Genomic DNA, 17,175 nt, shown 5'->3' with positions numbered 1-17,175 from the left:
AATATGAATCTTGCTGATACAACACTGGAAGCGCTTCGCTTACTGGTGAATTTTGATGCAGACCTATGGGAGATCGTTGCGGTCTCCTTTAGTGTTTCTATCACGGCAATATCTTTAGTGGTATTGCCGGCTATTTTGATGTCCTTTGTACTGGCGTATACCGACTTTCGCGGTAAATGGTTTTTGTTGTCGATCGTGAATACGCTGCAAGCGGTCCCTACCGTCGTGATTGGCCTGTTGCTGTACATGTTGCTGTCGCGCGCTGGCCCTTGGGGAGACTGGCAAATGCTGTTCACTCAGAAGGCGATGATTTTCGGCCAAATGGTGATCTGTTTCCCTGTTTTGGTATCGATGATGCATGGTGCATTGCAATCTAGCGACCGTCGCGCTGTGGAAACCGCCATCACCCTAGGCGTCTCCATTCCGCGCGTGGCCGCTACGATGATTTGGGAAACCCGCTTTCCTCTACTCGCAGCTATCATTGCAGGGTTCTCACGTATCGTAACCGAGGTGGGCTGCTCAATGATGGTAGGCGGAAACATTATGGGCGTGACGCGCAATATTCCGACCGCTATCGCAATGGAAAGCAGCAAAGGTGCTTTTGCGCAAGGAGTTGCATTAGGAATTGTATTACTATCTTTAGCGTTGGCACTAAACTTCTTCTTATCAAGCATGAGAGGCAAAGGCTACCTCAGAACATAGAATATGAAGCAAACAAACGACTCACCATTAACCCCATGTAGAGGCGCATTATGACTATAAAAATCACCGCCGAGCAGTTATCCATGCGCTTTAAAGAGCGTGTGCTTTTCCACATCCCTGAGTTAGCCATCGGCCCAAATGATGCCATTTATCTCAAGGGTGACAATGGTGTGGGCAAAACTACCCTACTCAAAATCCTTGCTGGCTTGCTAAAACCTTCTACTGGCGATGTTGTTGCGCCAAAAGATACGTGGCTGAAAAGACTGACGCGCCGCAACGGCCGTGTCGATGTGATTTATCTCCATCAATCTCCTTACCTTTTTGACGGCACTGTTTATGAGAACGTAGTCTATGGAGTGAAATATCAACAAGACACACCAAAAGATAAGCGAGCTCAAGTTATTCACGCACTACGCATGGTAGGTTTAGAAACATTAGCGGACGAACATATCTCCGTGTTGTCCGGCGGTGAAAAACAGCGTGTTGCCATGGCAAGAGCTTGGATTTTAAAACCGTCGATTTTATTGATGGACGAGCCAAGTGCGTCTTTAGACCAAGAGTCCATTGAACGATTGGTGGTGATGGCGAAAGATCTTTTGGATCGTGGTTCCAGTATCGTGGTGACAAGCCATCAAACCAACGCACTGACCGACTTATGTAAAAAACAGTGGTGGATTAAAGACAAGACTTTGATAGAGTCTCCTCTGTTGTATGTCATACCAAAAGAAATATCCCAAGAGAATGCATATGCTTCAACCAACACAAACTAGTTGGGTCATTTTGGCTGGTGGCCAAGCCAGCCGTATGGGTGGAAAAGATAAAGGTCTGATTGAATTAAATCAGAAGCCACTCATCGAACACGTTATTGAACGTTTATCTCCACAAACACCACGCATTTTAATTAATGCCAACCGAAACCAAGATGCGTACAGCAAATTTGGTTTCGTATTTAGTGATCAATTCAAAGATTTCCCTGGGCCTATGGGCGGTATTCACGCGGGTTTGATGCATGCTGAAACTGACTGGGTTGGATTTGTACCTTGCGATAGCCCACAAATTAACACCGACCTTGTCGAGCGTTTCTGCCAAGCCGCCAAAGAAGACAGTGATATTTTGGTCGCTCATGATGGTGACCATCAGCAACCTGTTTTTACGCTCTACCACAAGCGCGTACTGCCAAAACTCACTGCATTTTTAGAACGTGGCGACCGAAAAATCATTCTGCTCTACAAAGAGTGCAACACCAGTTACGTTGACTTTAGCGACTCACCAAACTGTTTCGTCAACTTGAACACTCCGGAAGAACTGGCGCAATTTGGACAATTAGAATCATGAAACACACGCTAAATATTCCTATTCTTGGTTTTGCAGCTTATTCAGGCACAGGCAAAACCACGCTACTTGAAGCGCTATTGCCAAAGCTGACTGAAGCAGGTTTACGCATTGGCATGCTAAAACATGCGCACCACAACTTCGATGTCGATAAGCCAGGTAAAGACAGCTACCGTTTACGCAAAGCTGGCGCCTCTCAAATGCTGATTGCTTCTCGCAACCGTTTTGCGTTAATGACAGAAACGCCAGAAGCCGAAGCAGAGTTTGAATACCTATTAACACGTTTTGATGAAGACAACCTCGATGTAGTTTTGGTCGAAGGCTGTAAAAACATCGCGTTTCCTAAAATTGAATTGCACCGTGAAGAAGTGGGTAAGCCTTGGCTTTACCCTCACGATGAAAACATCATTGCTATCGCTTCCGACAGTGCGGAGTTGGACTCTGAACTGCCACAAATGAACATCAATGATTTGAATGCCATCGCTCAATTTGTTCTCCAATACGTTCAAGATGCAAAAGCACCAAAATCTAAAGAGAAAGACGCCGCATGTTGCGACACACTTTCTCCTGCTTTCCTTTCTGTGGTTCAAGGCCAAGAAAAAATCCTTTCTTTGGTGAACACGGTTTCGGAAATAGAAGAATGCAAGATTGAAAACGCCTATGGCCGCGTTCTCGCGGAACATATCATTTCACCAGTAAGTGTGCCGCAATACACCAACTCCGCGATGGACGGTTATGCCATCCGCAGTGATGATATTGAGCGCGATAGCTACCAAGTGGTTGCTGAAGTGATGGCGGGCCATGCTTACGATCAGCCTCTGGAAGTTGGTCAAGCGGTGAAGATCATGACTGGCGCACCAACACCACGTAACGGCGACACAGTGGTCATGCGTGAGCAAGCCTCTCAAGAAGGTGACAAGGTCACCTTTAACGGTGCGAATATCAAAGCAGGCCAAAACGTTCGTCAAGCAGGTGAAGATCTCGCTATCGGCAGTGACGTCTTTACCGCAGGCACTCGCCTAGCCTCTCCAGAAATGGGCATGATCGCTTCGCTTGGTTTTGGTGAAGCGAATGTGTTCCGCAAATTGAAAGTTGCCGTGTTCTCCACCGGTGACGAAGTACAAGCGCCGGGAACAGAGCAAAAAGCGAATTCTATCTACGATTCCAACCGTTTTACCATCATGGGCATGCTTGAAAAGCTCGGCTGCGAGATCTTGGACTTCGGTATTCTGGAAGACAATGAACAGTTAATGATCGAAGCGTTGGAAAACGCATCGGCGCAAGCAGACGTGGTTATGACTTCTGGTGGCGTATCTGTTGGTGATGCGGATTACATCAAACTTGCCTTGGATAAACTTGGTCAAATCGATTTTTGGCGAATCAACATGCGTCCGGGACGTCCACTAGCGTTTGGTCAAATCAACAACAAGCCGTTCTTTGGTCTGCCGGGCAACCCTGTTGCCGTGATGGTCTCTTTCATTAACTTTGTCGAGCCTGCACTGCGTAAGATGCAAGGCGAACAAGGCTGGAAGGCTCTGAAAGTGAATGCCATCGCGACTGAGAATCTTCGCTCTCGCCAAGGTCGTACCGAGTTTAGTCGAGGAATCTATGAACTGGATAACACTGGCCGTTTAACCGTTCGTACAACAGGCAAGCAAGGCTCTGGTATTTTGCGCTCAATGAGTGAGGCGAACTGTTTGATCGAAATCTCCCCAGCTATTGATACAGTAAAAGCGGGAGAAAGCGTGACAATTATCCCACTTCAAGGCAGAATCTAGCCCAAACTAGAAATTCAAAGGTCAGCGAGTCTGACCTTTTTGTTTAATACAGAAACCTTTTCAGAGAGACAGCTATGGCTCGCACCATTCTTTACACTTACAAAGACCAAGACAAAGAACTGACGTTCTCATACCAGCAGCACCGCAACATTCAAGAAGCGGTTGCAGAAGCAGAAGGTATCGATATCACTGAGTTCCTAAAGATGGAGCAACAAATTGAAGCAGTGTCTGACACTAAAGCGGTACGCAACTACCGCGATAACTACTTCAGAAAATTAGGCTTTAGTAAAATCACCCTAGCTCAAAAAGAAAACCTAGGCGTAGGCAAAAAGAACAAATAAGCTTAGCTGTAAACAGAAAACTCGCGATTCGTCGCGAGTTTTTTATGCATGCTATTTTTGTTCGTGCTCTATACCCGAACATACAGAAGTTACTTGGGTATATGAGTTACTTCTATATAAGTAAAAAGCCCCGTTTTACCTTGATGGTCTAAACGGGGCGTAGATTTCTTCTTACTTTATATCGAGTAAGGTTTCAGTCACTACTTGATGTTTAGGAACGCAGCGCCACGTACACCACCTGAATCACCGTGTTTTGCTTTGATGATCTTCGGACACTTCGCGACAGAAAGCAGGTACTTAGGAATACGTTTTGGCATCTCTTCGTAAATCAATTCGAAGTTGGAAAGACCACCACCCAGCACAACAACATGTGGGTCAGTCGCTGTAAAGATGTTTGCAAAACAGATAGCCAGCAACTCCATAAAACGCTCAACGTGCTCAACAGCTTTCGCCTCACCTTCTGCGTGCGCTTTAATGATGTCGATCGCTTTCTTCTCTTCACCGTAGTAATGGGCGTAGAGCAGCTCGAAGCCTCGACCAGAAAGGTAACTGTCTAAACACCCCTTCTTGTCACAGCCACAGCCCAATAGAGGTGCGTTTTCGCCTAAGTGGAACCAAGCATCGATAGGTAAACGAGTATGGCCCACCTCACCTGCTACGTGGTTACGACCAGAGAAAACTTTACCATCGTAGATAAAACCGCCTCCAAAACCAGTGCCTAGGATCAAACCAAGTACAGAAGGCTCATCTTGAAGCTCTTCGTCCCATGCTTCTGATAGCGCAAAACAGTTCGCATCGTTTTCAATCTTTACGCTGCGACCGATTTTCGCTTCAAGATCCGCGCGCAGTGGTTTGCCTTTCGCCGCAGGAACGTTAACTGTTAATACCGTTGCATCGTCTGCGTCTTCCATACCTGGTAGGCCAAGACCAATTGTGCCTTCGCAACCAAACTCTGCATCGTATTTGTTAACCAATTCCGCAATGGTATCAACCAGCAGCTCGTAGTTGTCTGTTGGTGTAGGTACACGTTCCGTCGCTACACGCTCAAGCTTCTCGTTAAATGCACCAAATTCAATTTTAGTGCCACCGACATCAAAGCCGTAATACATGTATTTCTCTCCTAAAAAATGCTTAAACGACTCCAAAAATGGCTGGAGTCAAAAGTATAAACTAGTGGCATTATCCATATCTGTACGCCTGCAAACCGTGACCGAATGCAGATTTATCCCCTCACCGCAGCCAGTTGAACAACATGCCATCAACAAAAGTTCATTCCTTAGAGTCAGCTCTCGGTTTTCACCCACTCTTTGAAACGTTTTAAATGCGGTCGGTTGGGATCGTTTTTGACTCGGGTCTTGGTCAACATGTAGGTTTCTCTAAAGGCTTCAAACCACAACTGAAGGCATTCCGATGCTTTATTCTCACCGGCTTGTTTCAAAACTAACGTCGCGACTTCGGCGGTTGAAAGATGCTGCTCATTCTCGGAGCGGCGCATAAAGTATTCAGACAGAGATTCTGGCTCAATAGAAAGCACAGGCAAAGATTTAAGAAAATCAGACCGACGGAATATCTTTCGTGCCTCACGCCAACTACCATCAATAAAGATCAGCAACCATTTTTTGTTCTCGACATCTTCTTTTACTAATCGCGCAGGCTCTAGATCTTCAATTAAACGAGAGGGGTCATCCACATAGTCTGCAGGAAATACAATCACTGGTTGGTAGTTGTCATCCTGCAGTAGCTCCAGCATCTCCTCAGACGGTTCTGTTCGGCTCCATTGATAAACGTAAGTCTCTTGAATCGTATCAGCAATTAGACGACCGGTATTACTTGGCTTAAATACTTCGTTTTCAGAAACAATCAACATACATGCAATATTAGCCTTGATGTTTGGCTGAAGATCGCACAAACAGTGTTGCTCAGAAACCTTGCAATATTGGCAACGAACCACTTTACATCCACGCGCGTTGAAAGGCTTGGTTGAGATAGATTGTCGGTACTGATATAAACGGTGGAAAGCGTGAATTCTCATGGTAAGTAATGCCAAGTAAAAAGTAGAGCGCGATTCTACTGACATTATGGTTCCGCCTCAAGATAAGCCCTTCAAAGCACCTTACTGTTTGTTGAAATAATTTCACCCTTATCTCGGTCATAGATAAAGTAATAAATAAGGAAATGACAGTGACAGAAACGACGTTTCAAGATCCCTCGTGGATAAGATTAGGCTTTTTTCTCGGCGTATTATTACTTTGTGCCCTTTGGGAAAACAAACTGCCGAGAAAAACACTTACCGCTTCACGTGGGTTTCGCTGGGTCAATAACTTATCACTGGTTGCTGTGAATAGCTTGATTGTTGCGTTAGTCATGCCTATCGCGGCCTTTCAAGCTGCAATTATCGCTCAGGAGCAACAATGGGGACTATTTAATTTGCTCTCCCTGCCCGCTTGGTTAAACGTGCTTCTAGCGGTTATTCTGCTTGATTTCGTCATTTACGTTCAGCATGTGGTCTTTCACTATGTAAAGCCACTGTGGAAGCTTCATCGAATGCACCATGCCGATCTCGACATAGACGTCACCACAGGCGCACGTTTTCATCCCATCGAAATCATCATCTCGATGGGTGTCAAAATTGCCACTGTATTTATCTTAGGCGTTTCTCCTATCGCTATCGTGGTATTCGAAATAGTGCTCAATGCCAGTGCGATGTTTAATCACAGTAATGCAAAACTGGCTTTATCAGCGGATCAGAAACTGCGAAACGTCATAGTGACGCCAGACATGCATCGCGTTCATCATTCCGTGATAGCAAAAGAAACCAACTCGAATTTCGGTTTCTTCCTTTCTGTTTGGGACCGACTTTTTGGGACATATCGAGCTCAGCCTGAACTTGGCCATGATGATGTCGTAATTGGTATACCGGAAATTAGGAATGAAGCAGAACAACGATTAGACAAGCTGTTAACGCAACCTTTTCGCTATAACCGAAGAAGACGCAACAGTTGAAGAAAAGTTTTTGTGGATGAAGTGCGTAAACAAAGCGAATAGACTAAACCTAAACACCAACCAGTTAAACACCACTTCATCCTCACGATGCTAGCTAATGGATTCACTCTCCGTTAGTTGACGTTTTTTGTTTAACTGAGTAATACCAACAAATAAACCAACCACACCAAGCACCGTGCACACCAAAGCATTAGTATTCATTGCTTGTTGTGCTTCTATTGAGCTGTATAGAAAAGCCAGACTGAAGAAAGTGGTACCAAAGCTTAAACCTGTCAGTACGCTGAAACCAGCGAAACTGGCCAAGTCTTTAAAATCGTTCATAACGAATCCCTGTTTACTATCCTTAATTGAGTGATGAAAAGTGAAAGTTAACGAAATATCTGGCGTGATTGTCGATGTTTACGCGCGTTCCATAACCAGATAGATACGCCGAATGAAAAACCTAAAAAGAGTGTTTTCATTTGAAGTGCGGCATTGTTGTCCAATATTTCTAATGTATAGTGAGCGTGCGAGCTAAAAATAACATTGGTCGTCAGAATCAATAGCATAAGCACTAATCCGGAACGACGGTGCTTCACCAACAGATACACCGCTAGTAAGTCTAACAGCCCCAATGCGCTCCAATAAATATTCAACCAGCGTGGCGCAAAATCATAAGGCAAAAAACCGTTAGCAATGTTGTCATAAAGATGAACCACACCGCCAACTGTCATAAAAAGGCATAAGAGAAACACGACGAATTTATCCATTATCGTTTCCTTATCTGAATGAATGCGCAAAGCATATAGAAGTCAGTTAAACATTTGTAATCTCATAGCCATTTTTGAGATCGACAGTGCCTTTAAACCGTACACGAGGCGTGCGAAAGAAGAGTAACGGATGCTCTTCCTTATCTATTCGCTTCTGATAGAAGCATAGTGTTTGCTTTGGCACTTCGCTCAAATCCGCTAGTTTTCCCTCGAGATTAGGTGAGAAAGGTTGTCGGGCTCGCGATGATAAAGATATGTCACACTCAACACTCCTTCGCGATCTCAGACACAAAAACAAATTTTTTCGACGGCGGAAAGATACAATCTTCCGAACATCTAAAGCCTCGTAGCCAGAATCCGTCGTCGAGATCCCGTAGATACAAACCACGTGGATAAGCTTTGTCATTCGAAAGCGGGGAAGACACCACAGTAAGGTACTCTCCCTTCGCCAAGTCAATTTCTTGTAAACGGAGGTATGGCGCAACAACTAAAGGGCAAGGTGATAGATTTTGTGTCGACGCCGCTTCAATCATTTCTCCAAGGGTCGCGCCAAAATAAAGTCCGAAGTCAAACGGTGTTTTTATCGTTAAAAAGAACGATTGAATCTCATCTGAGCACTCGACTTTGTCATCATCGAATAGTTGTTGGGCGAAGGCATTCAATTGAACACCTTTTTTACTCAGGTGCTTTAACAAGTTCTTCTTTGTTAAACCTCCAACTTGCAACCTCACTTACACCACCCCTTGGTCTATCAGTTTTCGAACTTTTTCCAGCGCGTTCTGAAAAACGGTATGCGCTTGTGAGGAAATATCGCTCCCTATATCGTGCCAAAAGAACGCAAAATCATGTCCGCCATCGTCTTGCGTATGAAACGTCCATGAATCCGCTAGGTCAGCACACTCGCACGAAACAAAGTGCCATACTTGATTTTGAAAGCCACTGTCCCATGAGCATAAATACCGAGCGGAGATAACGTGCGTAATTCCATATTCTTCAGCAAGCTCCCGCTTTGCAGCCGTGATGTAACTTTCATCAAACGTCTCAATAGTGCCCTTAACGAGCTGAATACCCGCCAACGGATGTTTAAAAAGTAGGAGCTCTTGGTTTTGCTTACGCAGAACGACGGGACAAACTTTATCGATCACAAAACCACTCCTCGTTGTTTAAGCAGAAAGCTTTGGCTTGTTCTGGATATAAAGGAATCGCATGAAGTTGCTCTACACGCACCCACTTTAAATGGTACTGATTAACATCTGATTTTCTGATTTGCTCTGGCCCAGCCCCCAGTTTCACTTTTGAGTTCCCGACATAAGAGAGAAAATAGGTTTCTAAGCGCCCTTGATTTTCGAGTTCAAAAACCTTCTCAACCCAATTGAGTTTCAATGAGGTTTCTTCCAGCGCTTCTCTTTTCGCGGCTTCAACAGGCTGCTCTCCTACCTCAACACTGCCACCGGGGAAAACCCAATAGTGTCTATCGTTTTGAAAACGCTGAATAAGCAAAAGTTCTTGCTGATGATTAACCAGTATAAGGCTAGCTCTTTGTAATAATTGCATGATTCATTCCTTTGAATTCGGACAACATTCTAGTCATCTTGTTTCACCGAGATACCATTAACACCACGTAGTGATAACTCAGCCCTTAAGAAATGAGCAAGATGCGATATAACTCACTTTTGCGATTTGAATAGCAATCAGAGGGTGCGTAGAAGCAACAAAAAGCAGAACCGAAGTTCTGCTTTTAGAAGATGAAAATATGTCACTTATGCGGACTGATGTAGCTCGTATTTATGCAACATCGCTTGTTGACGCCCTGCAATTTCCGCCACTTGCTCAGAGCTCTCAACCATAGACTCAAGCTGCAGCTTTGTACGTTCGCCAAGATCAGAAATATGGGTAATGGATTGAGATACATCCGCCGTCGCACGTTCTTGCTCTTCCGTGGCAACAGAGATCTGCTCAACACGCTCTTGAATGTGCTTAACCGCGAGGTTGATATCAGAGAATGTCGATTTCACTTCATTGCTGGACTGCAGCGCGTGGGCCATTTCTTCTCTTGAATCATTGACTGCTTGGCGCGAACGCTCTGCGGCAGTAATAAGCTCGCTCATCATTGCTCGGATGTTCGTTGTTTGTTGAGAAGTATCACTTGCTAGTTTGCGGACTTCATCCGCGACAACTGCAAACCCACGCCCTTGTTCACCAGCTCGAGCGGCTTCTATTGCTGCGTTGAGAGCAAGCAAGTTTGTGTTGTCAGCAATACCACTGATCATATCGACCATTTCACGAATCTGCTTAACACGTTGGTTTAGCTCTAACATAGATTGCTCATTCATATCCAAAGAGCTTTCAAGTGATTCCAAACGTTCACGGTTTTGTTCCACAACTTGAACGCCTTTTTCAGTGTGCTTGGTAGCAAGCATCGAGTCCTGTGACGAGGCATTTGTCACTGTTGCTATTTCACGAATGGAGGCTTCAAGTTGCGTAATGGTCGTGATCATGCTCGCCAACGCTTCATTTTGTGTCGTCAGCCCATCGCTCGTTTGTTCAGCTGCACTGTGGCTTACTTCAGCCGTCTGATAAAGCATTTCACAATTGCGCGTCACCGTTTGAATGGAATCGTGTGTGGAATCGATCACTTGATTCAACTTTCGTGCTACTTCTTTCAGCTCATAAGGGCCGACCTCATCTGCATTGTCACGAAAGTCATGCTCGGTAAGTGCTGAAAGACGCGTTAGTACATTCCTTAACCCTCGGTTTGTCCATGACTTAAGGCTAAACCAAGTAACCAGAATAATGAAAGATATCACGCACGCCGCAAAAACGATCATAACACTCACCGACTCAATGGTCTCATTGACCACACTCTCTTTATCCGCAATCAACTCACCAGCAGCTTGTGATATTTGATCAAGCAACCGCATGGTTTCATCCGCAAGAATCGAAGCCTGTTTAAACTCTGAACGTTGCAATTCCCCTTGTTCTAGTTTGGCGAGGATCAAACGCAGCACGCCCTTTTCACTAAAGCCTTGCTTCACCATCTCGTACGGTGCCGTTAGGCTTGCGTATTCGCTTACTTCTGGATGTAAAGACTGGAAATCTTCATAGGCGAGATTAATACCTGCAATACGGTTACGCATTTCTCGGTATTCTTTTTCGGCTTTGCTCAGCTCAGAATGCATCATCATTACTAAGAACGTGCTTTCCATTGAGCTCGCTGAGGCAATAAATCGGTTGGCGGCATCACTCGATTCAGGATTTTCGGCACTAAGAAACGAGCTGATTCGATTCATTTCCGGGCCGATAGAGCTGAGTCCATAGCGGAACCCACCAACTCCTGCATCAATATCCATTTGAATTTTTATCACTGAAGATTGCTTCAGTAAAATGGACTGCGTGATGTTATGTAAACGCGCTAAATTTGTATCTAACTCCTCAGAGAGTTGCTCAGCAACACCAGAAGCTTCTCCAACCAAACTTTTACTTTGAGTCGCAAGTGAATCGATTTGCTCTTTTATTAGAGGCAACTCTTTTGGCTCAGTAATTTGCATACCATGGTTGAGTAGCTTAACCATCTCCAATACATTCCTGGTTAACTTTGCGTTCGCCATCGCGATTGGTAACGCTTTTTGCGACAAGTCTTCAAATTGCTCTCCTACCTGTTCCATTCCTTTGAAACTTGAGACAGAAAGGGCTATAACAAGAGCTATGATAGTTAAAAATGTTGCACTAACAGCCTGAATCAGTGAAAGTGATGTGCGTGAGCGTTTTCGCTTTGCCATAATCAATTTTTATTCTTTCTTAAGGTTGAATCGGTTTTGCAGTGATTCCGTCACATTTGTGAGACAAAACCGTGATTTGCAGCCCATACTATGGATTGGTTATGACACTAATATTTCAGTTGTGAGTCGTAGAGATGACAGGTGGTGATTTGCGTCGAGTATATTTTCCTTTGATAATCAGTGTGCTACTAAGCGCCTGCTCTTCTGGGCCTGAACCTAGCGAGCAAGTGCAAGTGACAACACCTACAAATCAGTTATTGGACAATAACCCTGACTTGTTCCAGTTTTATACAGAATGGCATGGCACACCTTATCGCTTAGGCGGCACACAAAAATCTGGTATTGATTGCTCGGCATTTGTGCAAAAAGCCTTTGTCGAGGCTTATCAGCTATCGTTACCCAGGACAACGAGACAACAATCGAAACAAGGTGTGGAATTACATTGGACGGACGCCAAACAAGGAGATTTGGTGTTTTTTAAGACAAGACGGACGACCTATCATGTAGGGATTTACTTGGGTAACAAGCAGTTCATGCATGCGTCAGCGTCTAAAGGTGTGATCATTTCAAGAATCGACAACCCATACTGGGCATCTAAGTTTTGGCAAGTAAGAAGAGTTACAATGTAACTCTTCTTACTTTTAGAATTGGAGATGACTGGTATCAAACAATATCAATCATAAGTAGCAACGGCAGTATCGAATAGGTTTTTAACCAAAGCGATGTATTCATCAAGGAACGTTATCTGTTCATTAGTCGCTTTTTTATGCCATACACCAGCCAATATCTCGCCAAGATCTTCAACAACCGCATCCGCCTCTTTTAGTAATTTGAAGCGTACGCTTGAGTGAAGCTCTGGGTTTTGCTCAAAGATCGCCATGATGTTTGAAGCCACCATATCGGTGACGACATCTTCGATGCTTTCGGATCCAGTATCGCCAATTTCAGTCGTGAAAATATCTAAATTTAGCGACAAGTGCTCGATAAGAGCGAGATATCCATCGGTTTCTAAAACCACTGTTTTTCTCCGTTTATTGCAAGCCTTCGAAGCTGAAAGCGGAATAGTTTCAATAGTAAGACATGCCGAGAAAATTTCATTAACTTATTTCATATTAACAAACATTCACGAACCAACTGGATGTTTTTCAAACAATTGCGCTTTGCCTCACTGCGTTCGGATACAGGGTTTCTTCAAACCTTTTTGTATTTCAGTCATTTTCATGCAAACAAGTTTGGTTACGACCGTTTTCTTTTGCACGATACAACGCAGCATCGGCACTCTTTAACCATTGAGTGTGAGTTTCAAAATAAGGTTTATACTCGCAAACACCAATACTTATCGTGTAATTAATCAAAAAATCTTCCACTTTCACGATCTCTTGCTCAATTCTTTTACGTAAACGCTCCGCGAAATAGCAAGCTTGTTCTTGATTCGTATGAGGAAGCAATACCGTAAACTCTTCTCCGCCAAAACGACCGCACACATCACTGCTTCTTGCTGTCTTTCTTAATAACGAAGAAGTACGACGAATGACTTCATCTCCCGTCGGGTGACCATAGGTATCATTCACTTTTTTAAAGTGGTCGATATCAAATATTACTAATGAGCATGGTCCGTCGATAACTTTTAGGTGAGCAAACTCTTCTTTCAGCGATTGCTCCCAATAAGCACGATTAAATAAACCTGTTAAACCATCTTTGCGACTGATTTCAGACAAATGTTGATTTGTTTCTTTCAAATGAATGCGATTTCTTGCCGTTTCAGAGACATCATTCACTTGAATAGCAATGTGGCTGACCTCTCCTGAGAGCCCGATTAACGGGGTGATTACGATGTCTTGATACATGAAATCACTGCTGTTTGAAACCGGAGAAAAATTGTTGAATTTAAAAAGGTACGGTCGGTTTTCCCAGCTAGAGAAGGAACGAGTTTCCAGATCGGCGGCGGTTTTTATCTTGGTTTCTAGCCAAGTTTTTGGCAATTCTTCAAAATGATCAAATAAACATTGGCCAAGGATTTCTTGTGACAGAACGCCACTGTATGACTGCATAAAACTGTTCCACACACAGACCTTATACTCTTGATCCAACACGATAAGCCCTGAATCCATCGTATCGAGAATTTGTGTGACCCAATGAAAGTCTGCTATGTCCAGCGTAATATCGGACATTAGATTAGCTCCATGATTTCATAAATAATTTCTACGGATGGTTTATCAATTAAAAACAGTACCTCACACTCAAAATCGAGCGCTTCTGCCATGTAGGTGTATTCGATAGTAAACAGCTCACCTAATTCACCCTGCTCTTCACAGTAAGGCGTTAACGTATCCACAATGCCTGGCTGACGAAGTGAGAATTGCTTGTCGAGCTGATCCCCTAACGATGTGAGAAATGAAGAAACCAGTAAGTTCGAGATATTCAAAATGATTTCATTATGAGGTGTAAACTCAAGCAGATAGCCTAACTTCTCACCAATTTGATTGATGTCTCTACCACGTAAACACACCAGAGCTTCACCATGAATACCGCCACCAACAAACCTCTGCGCAACCGCGACGGAGCCATCACGCCCAACAACGTCGACAAGCGTCATATGAAGTTCGCCATAGGATAACGGACCAACATGTGGAACAGGAAGTTGGATGAACTCGTGTAAGTGGTCTGCCATAATCGCAGCCCCTTTACCAAGGGCAATGTTTGCAATCTCGCGGAATTTGGCTAATGAGGAGAACTCCTCGCAAATCTGGATTTTAGGATCAATCGAATGGCTAGGCTTGAACGCATAGTGCAGCCCCAATTGTTCATAGAGCGGTATCACCTGCTCTTCTGTCAGAGGCTTAGCGATAAAAGCTTGAGCACCTAGCTCTATGCAGCGCTGTTTTGCCTCTTGTTGAACATCTCCAGAAATAATGACGATTTTAGTCTGGTAGTGACTAACAGGTAATGACTCGAGGACTTCAAAACCGTCCATGATCGGCATCGTTAAATCGAGAAACAAAATATCGATATTTTGCTCCGCAAGAATATTTAGCGCCTCATACCCATCTTGAGCTTCGATCAGGTGCAATGATGTATCTTGTACGATGGAGCGCGCAATGAGCTTTCTTGCAACCGCTGAGTCATCACATATCAGTATTTTCATGTCACCAATGGAACTAATGTCAAAAAAATAATAATACCTGTTGTATACGTTCATCTCCATATGCTATGCCAACAAATCAGAGGCTTATAAGCGATTTGATTCACATTTATACAAATTGACTACACTGAGAGGAAGGTTTCTTTACGAAGTATGCTCAACGTAGCGCCAACACCTTGCTTTTTATCCTAAACTGTTGGTGGTCAAATAGATTCGCGAGGTTTTGTATGTGGCAAGCAATATCGCAACAGCTTTCTGATACTTTATTATTCGAGTACCAGATCACGGAAAAAGTAAGACTGTCTGGTGGGGATATCAGTGAAAGCTACATGATCAATGACGGCGAACAGCGCTATTTCGTGAAAATTAACGATCGCGAGTTTTTGTCTAAGTTTGAAGTTGAGGCAGAAAGTCTGCATCTTTTGCGTGAGACATCTACCCTATTTGTTCCAGAGGTTGTGTTGGTTGGTAAAACCAAAAATGCCTCATTCCTAATTCTTAACTACCTTCCAACAAAGCCATTAGAAGATGGCCCAAACAGCTTTAAATTAGGACAGCAATTAGCTCACCTTCATCAATGGGGCGAGCAAAAGGAATTTGGTTTTGATACGGATAACTATCTCGGATCCACTCTACAACCCAATAAGTGGCACAAAAAGTGGTGTGTCTTCTTTGCTGAACAACGCATAGGATGGCAATTACAGCTCCTTAAAGAAAAAGGCGTCACTTTAGTTGATATCGACGACTTTATAGATGTCGTAAAACAACTGCTAGCAAACCATGCTCCAGAGCCTTCCTTGCTGCATGGCGATTTATGGAATGGGAATGCGGCTCTCACGGCATGTGGCCCTATCTGTTACGACCCCGCCTGCTACTGGGGTGACAGGGAGTGTGATATTGCGATGACTGAGCTTTTTGGTGGATTTCAGCCGGAATTTTATCAAGGTTATGAATCTGTTATGCCAATTTCTGCTGGTTATCAAGAGCGTAAAAATATCTATAACCTTTACCATGTTCTCAACCATTGCAATTTATTTGGCGGCCATTACTTGGAGCAGGCTCAACAAGTTATTAATAAAATTATTTCTTATTAATTTGGAAGCCACTGCATATTTCAAGATGTAAAACCTCGAGGCACATCACTACAGAAAATGACCCTAAGCTCAAGGTTGAGTTTGGGGTCAAGTTTTATACTTATTTCGACTCAATTAGCAACAACTCCACCTAATATCAAAGGAGACTTAACTTTGGATTGTGCCTATTTTCCTTGTAGGCAAAGTAAGTGAAGGGCTGTACTTCCTTAAAGAATAGAGTGTTTAAAAGCCCTGCGATATTAGGAGTTGTTGTATGAAAAATTATACCGAAAGGCATGTCAAATGCCCCCATTGTGGACATTCAATCGGCATTACACTAGATGCAAGTAATGGTGACCAAGAGTTCTATGATGATTGCCCAGCTTGTTGCCATGCCATTCACTTAAATATGCGAGTAGATGAGCTGCAAGATAAAGTCGAACTGTTTATCGATGACAATTACGAATAACAACTCGAGCATGTAAGCGTTGGAAACACAAAGTCACTTGAATTAAAAAGGAGCGCTTGGCTCCTTTTTATCATTCTAAAGCTGTTTTGCTGCGAGAACTCGCTCAACAGTATCAACTATGGCCTGAGTCTGAGGGTCAAACTCGATATTAACGCGGTCCCCTACTTGTCTTACTCCAAAGAGTGTTCGTTGCAAGGTTTCTGGAATTAGATGTACTGAAAAACGACACGCTTCAACCTCACCAATCGTCAAAGAACAACCATCCAAGCCGATATAGCCTTTCGCTAACACATATTTCATTGATTCTTGCGGCAGTTGGAACCAAATAGTGCGGTTATTAGGCGTATCGATGATCTCGACAATATCAGACATCAAACTAATATGGCCAGACATGCTGTGTCCGCCAATTTCATCACCAAACTTGGCAGCTCGCTCAATGTTTACGCTGTCACCTTCAACTAGCTCGCCTAAGTTGGTGAGAGCCAATGTCGCTTGCATTAAATCAAAGCTGATAAGGTTGCCATTAATTTTGGTCACGGTCAGGCAGCAGCCATTGTGAGCGACAGATGCACCTATTTCTAATCCTTTACAAAGCTCTTCGCTTAACTCGACAACATGCGTTTGAAAGCGTTCTTTTTTATCAATTTTAACGACCTTCGCCGTACCCTGAACTATTCCTGTAAACATTCTTTTTACCTATTGATTTCATACAAGCTGCAATCGATGACAGAGCCTTAAGCACAGCACTGTGTATCGAGATAAAACCTGTAGATTATAGAGCAACGACCTATTGAAAAATGGAGCCTT

21 protein-coding genes are annotated in these 17,175 nt (G+C 43.7%); 9 read left to right on the top strand and 12 right to left on the bottom strand.

Annotated features, from left to right (window positions below):
• Positions 1-3 precede the first annotated feature (3 nt).
• The 5 genes from NL645_RS18420 to NL645_RS18400 all read left to right on the top strand — a co-directional run bounded on the left by NL645_RS18420 (position 4) and on the right by NL645_RS18400 (position 4,153).
• Positions 4-702 carry an ABC transporter permease gene (locus NL645_RS18420; RefSeq protein ID WP_005396188.1) on the top strand — a complete coding sequence of 233 codons (699 nt, stop codon included), beginning with the start codon at positions 4-6 and terminating at the stop codon, positions 700-702.
• Between the two features lie 50 nt (positions 703-752).
• On the top strand, positions 753-1,472 hold the full coding sequence (locus tag NL645_RS18415; RefSeq protein ID WP_046875265.1) for an energy-coupling factor ABC transporter ATP-binding protein: 720 nt from the start codon (positions 753-755) through the stop codon (positions 1,470-1,472).
• The gene (gene mobA, locus NL645_RS18410; protein WP_025534433.1) at positions 1,450-2,037 is read left to right on the top strand and encodes a molybdenum cofactor guanylyltransferase MobA; all 588 of its coding nucleotides are present in this window, start codon (positions 1,450-1,452) and stop codon (positions 2,035-2,037) included. The genes NL645_RS18415 and mobA overlap by 23 nt, the downstream gene beginning before the upstream one ends.
• Positions 2,034-3,812, top strand: coding sequence for a bifunctional molybdopterin-guanine dinucleotide biosynthesis adaptor protein MobB/molybdopterin molybdotransferase MoeA (locus NL645_RS18405; protein WP_253652182.1), 1,779 nt, complete (start codon positions 2,034-2,036; stop codon positions 3,810-3,812). The genes mobA and NL645_RS18405 overlap by 4 nt, the downstream gene beginning before the upstream one ends.
• 74 nt (positions 3,813-3,886) lie before the next feature.
• A complete protein-coding gene (locus tag NL645_RS18400; RefSeq protein WP_005377584.1) occupies positions 3,887-4,153 on the top strand; it encodes a DUF2960 domain-containing protein in 267 nt (88 codons plus the stop codon).
• A gap of 200 nt (positions 4,154-4,353) precedes the next feature.
• On the opposite strand, the gene nagK is transcribed toward NL645_RS18400, so the two are convergent.
• Complete coding sequence (gene nagK / locus NL645_RS18395) at positions 4,354-5,262, bottom strand: N-acetylglucosamine kinase (RefSeq protein ID WP_005495063.1); 909 nt, start codon at positions 5,260-5,262, stop codon at positions 4,354-4,356.
• 173 nt (positions 5,263-5,435) lie between these two features.
• Complete coding sequence (locus NL645_RS18390; RefSeq protein WP_253652191.1) at positions 5,436-6,185, bottom strand: tRNA-uridine aminocarboxypropyltransferase; 750 nt, start codon at positions 6,183-6,185, stop codon at positions 5,436-5,438.
• Between the two features lie 149 nt (positions 6,186-6,334).
• On the opposite strand from NL645_RS18390, the gene NL645_RS18385 reads away from it, so the two are divergent.
• Entirely contained in the window at positions 6,335-7,156 is an 822-nt protein-coding gene (locus NL645_RS18385; protein WP_012841839.1) for a sterol desaturase family protein, read from the top strand.
• Positions 7,157-7,246: 90 nt separating this feature from the next.
• Here the strand turns inward: NL645_RS18385 and NL645_RS18380 are convergent, their stop codons facing one another.
• From NL645_RS18380 to NL645_RS18355, 6 genes are all read right to left on the bottom strand, one after another.
• Complete coding sequence (locus NL645_RS18380) at positions 7,247-7,477, bottom strand: hypothetical protein (protein ID WP_005396201.1); 231 nt, start codon at positions 7,475-7,477, stop codon at positions 7,247-7,249.
• Between the two features lie 47 nt (positions 7,478-7,524).
• A complete protein-coding gene (locus NL645_RS18375) occupies positions 7,525-7,905 on the bottom strand; it encodes a hypothetical protein (RefSeq protein WP_025631620.1) in 381 nt (126 codons plus the stop codon).
• Between the two features lie 263 nt (positions 7,906-8,168).
• Positions 8,169-8,600, bottom strand: coding sequence for a hypothetical protein (locus tag NL645_RS18370; protein WP_253652181.1), 432 nt, complete (start codon positions 8,598-8,600; stop codon positions 8,169-8,171).
• Positions 8,601-8,636: 36 nt separating this feature from the next.
• Positions 8,637-9,050, bottom strand: coding sequence for an NUDIX domain-containing protein (locus NL645_RS18365; RefSeq protein WP_253652180.1), 414 nt, complete (start codon positions 9,048-9,050; stop codon positions 8,637-8,639).
• Entirely contained in the window at positions 9,040-9,459 is a 420-nt protein-coding gene (locus tag NL645_RS18360) for an NUDIX domain-containing protein (RefSeq protein WP_053807402.1), read from the bottom strand. The genes NL645_RS18365 and NL645_RS18360 overlap by 11 nt, the downstream gene beginning before the upstream one ends.
• 206 nt (positions 9,460-9,665) lie before the next feature.
• Complete coding sequence (locus NL645_RS18355; RefSeq protein ID WP_253652179.1) at positions 9,666-11,684, bottom strand: methyl-accepting chemotaxis protein; 2,019 nt, start codon at positions 11,682-11,684, stop codon at positions 9,666-9,668.
• Between the two features lie 134 nt (positions 11,685-11,818).
• On the opposite strand from NL645_RS18355, the gene NL645_RS18350 reads away from it, so the two are divergent.
• Entirely contained in the window at positions 11,819-12,313 is a 495-nt protein-coding gene (locus NL645_RS18350) for an NlpC/P60 family protein (RefSeq protein ID WP_253652178.1), read from the top strand.
• 44 nt (positions 12,314-12,357) lie between these two features.
• Here the strand turns inward: NL645_RS18350 and NL645_RS18345 are convergent, their stop codons facing one another.
• From NL645_RS18345 to NL645_RS18335, 3 genes are all read right to left on the bottom strand, one after another.
• Positions 12,358-12,702 carry a DUF3802 family protein gene (locus NL645_RS18345; protein ID WP_005396212.1) on the bottom strand — a complete coding sequence of 115 codons (345 nt, stop codon included), beginning with the start codon at positions 12,700-12,702 and terminating at the stop codon, positions 12,358-12,360.
• 190 nt (positions 12,703-12,892) lie between these two features.
• Complete coding sequence (locus NL645_RS18340) at positions 12,893-13,855, bottom strand: GGDEF domain-containing protein (protein ID WP_005396213.1); 963 nt, start codon at positions 13,853-13,855, stop codon at positions 12,893-12,895.
• Positions 13,855-14,829: a response regulator gene (locus NL645_RS18335; RefSeq protein ID WP_046875314.1), complete on the bottom strand. Its 975-nt coding sequence runs from the start codon at positions 14,827-14,829 to the stop codon at positions 13,855-13,857. Before NL645_RS18335 ends, NL645_RS18340 begins: the two co-directional genes overlap by 1 nt.
• A 224-nt stretch (positions 14,830-15,053) precedes the next feature.
• Here NL645_RS18335 and NL645_RS18330 point away from each other — a divergent pair, with 224 nt between their 5' ends.
• Positions 15,054-15,920, top strand: coding sequence for a fructosamine kinase family protein (locus tag NL645_RS18330; protein ID WP_253652177.1), 867 nt, complete (start codon positions 15,054-15,056; stop codon positions 15,918-15,920).
• A 253-nt stretch (positions 15,921-16,173) separates the two neighbouring features.
• Complete coding sequence (locus NL645_RS18325; RefSeq protein WP_005396219.1) at positions 16,174-16,368, top strand: CPXCG motif-containing cysteine-rich protein; 195 nt, start codon at positions 16,174-16,176, stop codon at positions 16,366-16,368.
• A gap of 75 nt (positions 16,369-16,443) precedes the next feature.
• On the opposite strand, the gene NL645_RS18320 is transcribed toward NL645_RS18325, so the two are convergent.
• Complete coding sequence (locus tag NL645_RS18320) at positions 16,444-17,055, bottom strand: riboflavin synthase subunit alpha (RefSeq protein WP_253652176.1); 612 nt, start codon at positions 17,053-17,055, stop codon at positions 16,444-16,446.
• Between the last annotated feature and the right edge of the window lie 120 nt (positions 17,056-17,175).

The organism is Vibrio sp. Y51_MX_L26 (genome assembly GCF_024181935.1).
Classification (GTDB): Bacteria; Pseudomonadota; Gammaproteobacteria; order Enterobacterales; family Vibrionaceae; genus Vibrio; species Vibrio diabolicus.
This window is presented reverse-complemented; position numbering and strand designations above follow the sequence as displayed.

What these genes read in the sequence shown, in the direction of transcription:
- NL645_RS18355 (WP_253652179.1), bottom strand. Translation starts at nt 11,684, where the DNA reads ATGGCAAAGCGAAAACGCTCACGCACATCACTTTCACTGATTCAGGCT.
- NL645_RS18350 (WP_253652178.1), top strand. Translation starts at nt 11,819, where the DNA reads ATGACAGGTGGTGATTTGCGTCGAGTATATTTTCCTTTGATAATCAGT.
- NL645_RS18415 (WP_046875265.1), top strand. Translation starts at nt 753, where the DNA reads ATGACTATAAAAATCACCGCCGAGCAGTTATCCATGCGCTTTAAAGAG.
- NL645_RS18325 (WP_005396219.1), top strand. Translation starts at nt 16,174, where the DNA reads ATGAAAAATTATACCGAAAGGCATGTCAAATGCCCCCATTGTGGACAT.
- NL645_RS18380 (WP_005396201.1), bottom strand. Translation starts at nt 7,477, where the DNA reads ATGAACGATTTTAAAGACTTGGCCAGTTTCGCTGGTTTCAGCGTACTG.
- NL645_RS18390 (WP_253652191.1), bottom strand. Translation starts at nt 6,185, where the DNA reads ATGAGAATTCACGCTTTCCACCGTTTATATCAGTACCGACAATCTATC.
- NL645_RS18360 (WP_053807402.1), bottom strand. Translation starts at nt 9,459, where the DNA reads ATGCAATTATTACAAAGAGCTAGCCTTATACTGGTTAATCATCAGCAA.
- NL645_RS18340 (WP_005396213.1), bottom strand. Translation starts at nt 13,855, where the DNA reads ATGTCCGATATTACGCTGGACATAGCAGACTTTCATTGGGTCACACAA.
- NL645_RS18420 (WP_005396188.1), top strand. Translation starts at nt 4, where the DNA reads ATGAATCTTGCTGATACAACACTGGAAGCGCTTCGCTTACTGGTGAAT.
- NL645_RS18320 (WP_253652176.1), bottom strand. Translation starts at nt 17,055, where the DNA reads ATGTTTACAGGAATAGTTCAGGGTACGGCGAAGGTCGTTAAAATTGAT.
- mobA (WP_025534433.1), top strand. Translation starts at nt 1,450, where the DNA reads ATGCTTCAACCAACACAAACTAGTTGGGTCATTTTGGCTGGTGGCCAA.
- NL645_RS18335 (WP_046875314.1), bottom strand. Translation starts at nt 14,829, where the DNA reads ATGAAAATACTGATATGTGATGACTCAGCGGTTGCAAGAAAGCTCATT.
- NL645_RS18375 (WP_025631620.1), bottom strand. Translation starts at nt 7,905, where the DNA reads ATGGATAAATTCGTCGTGTTTCTCTTATGCCTTTTTATGACAGTTGGC.
- nagK (WP_005495063.1), bottom strand. Translation starts at nt 5,262, where the DNA reads ATGTATTACGGCTTTGATGTCGGTGGCACTAAAATTGAATTTGGTGCA.
- NL645_RS18405 (WP_253652182.1), top strand. Translation starts at nt 2,034, where the DNA reads ATGAAACACACGCTAAATATTCCTATTCTTGGTTTTGCAGCTTATTCA.
- NL645_RS18330 (WP_253652177.1), top strand. Translation starts at nt 15,054, where the DNA reads ATGTGGCAAGCAATATCGCAACAGCTTTCTGATACTTTATTATTCGAG.
- NL645_RS18400 (WP_005377584.1), top strand. Translation starts at nt 3,887, where the DNA reads ATGGCTCGCACCATTCTTTACACTTACAAAGACCAAGACAAAGAACTG.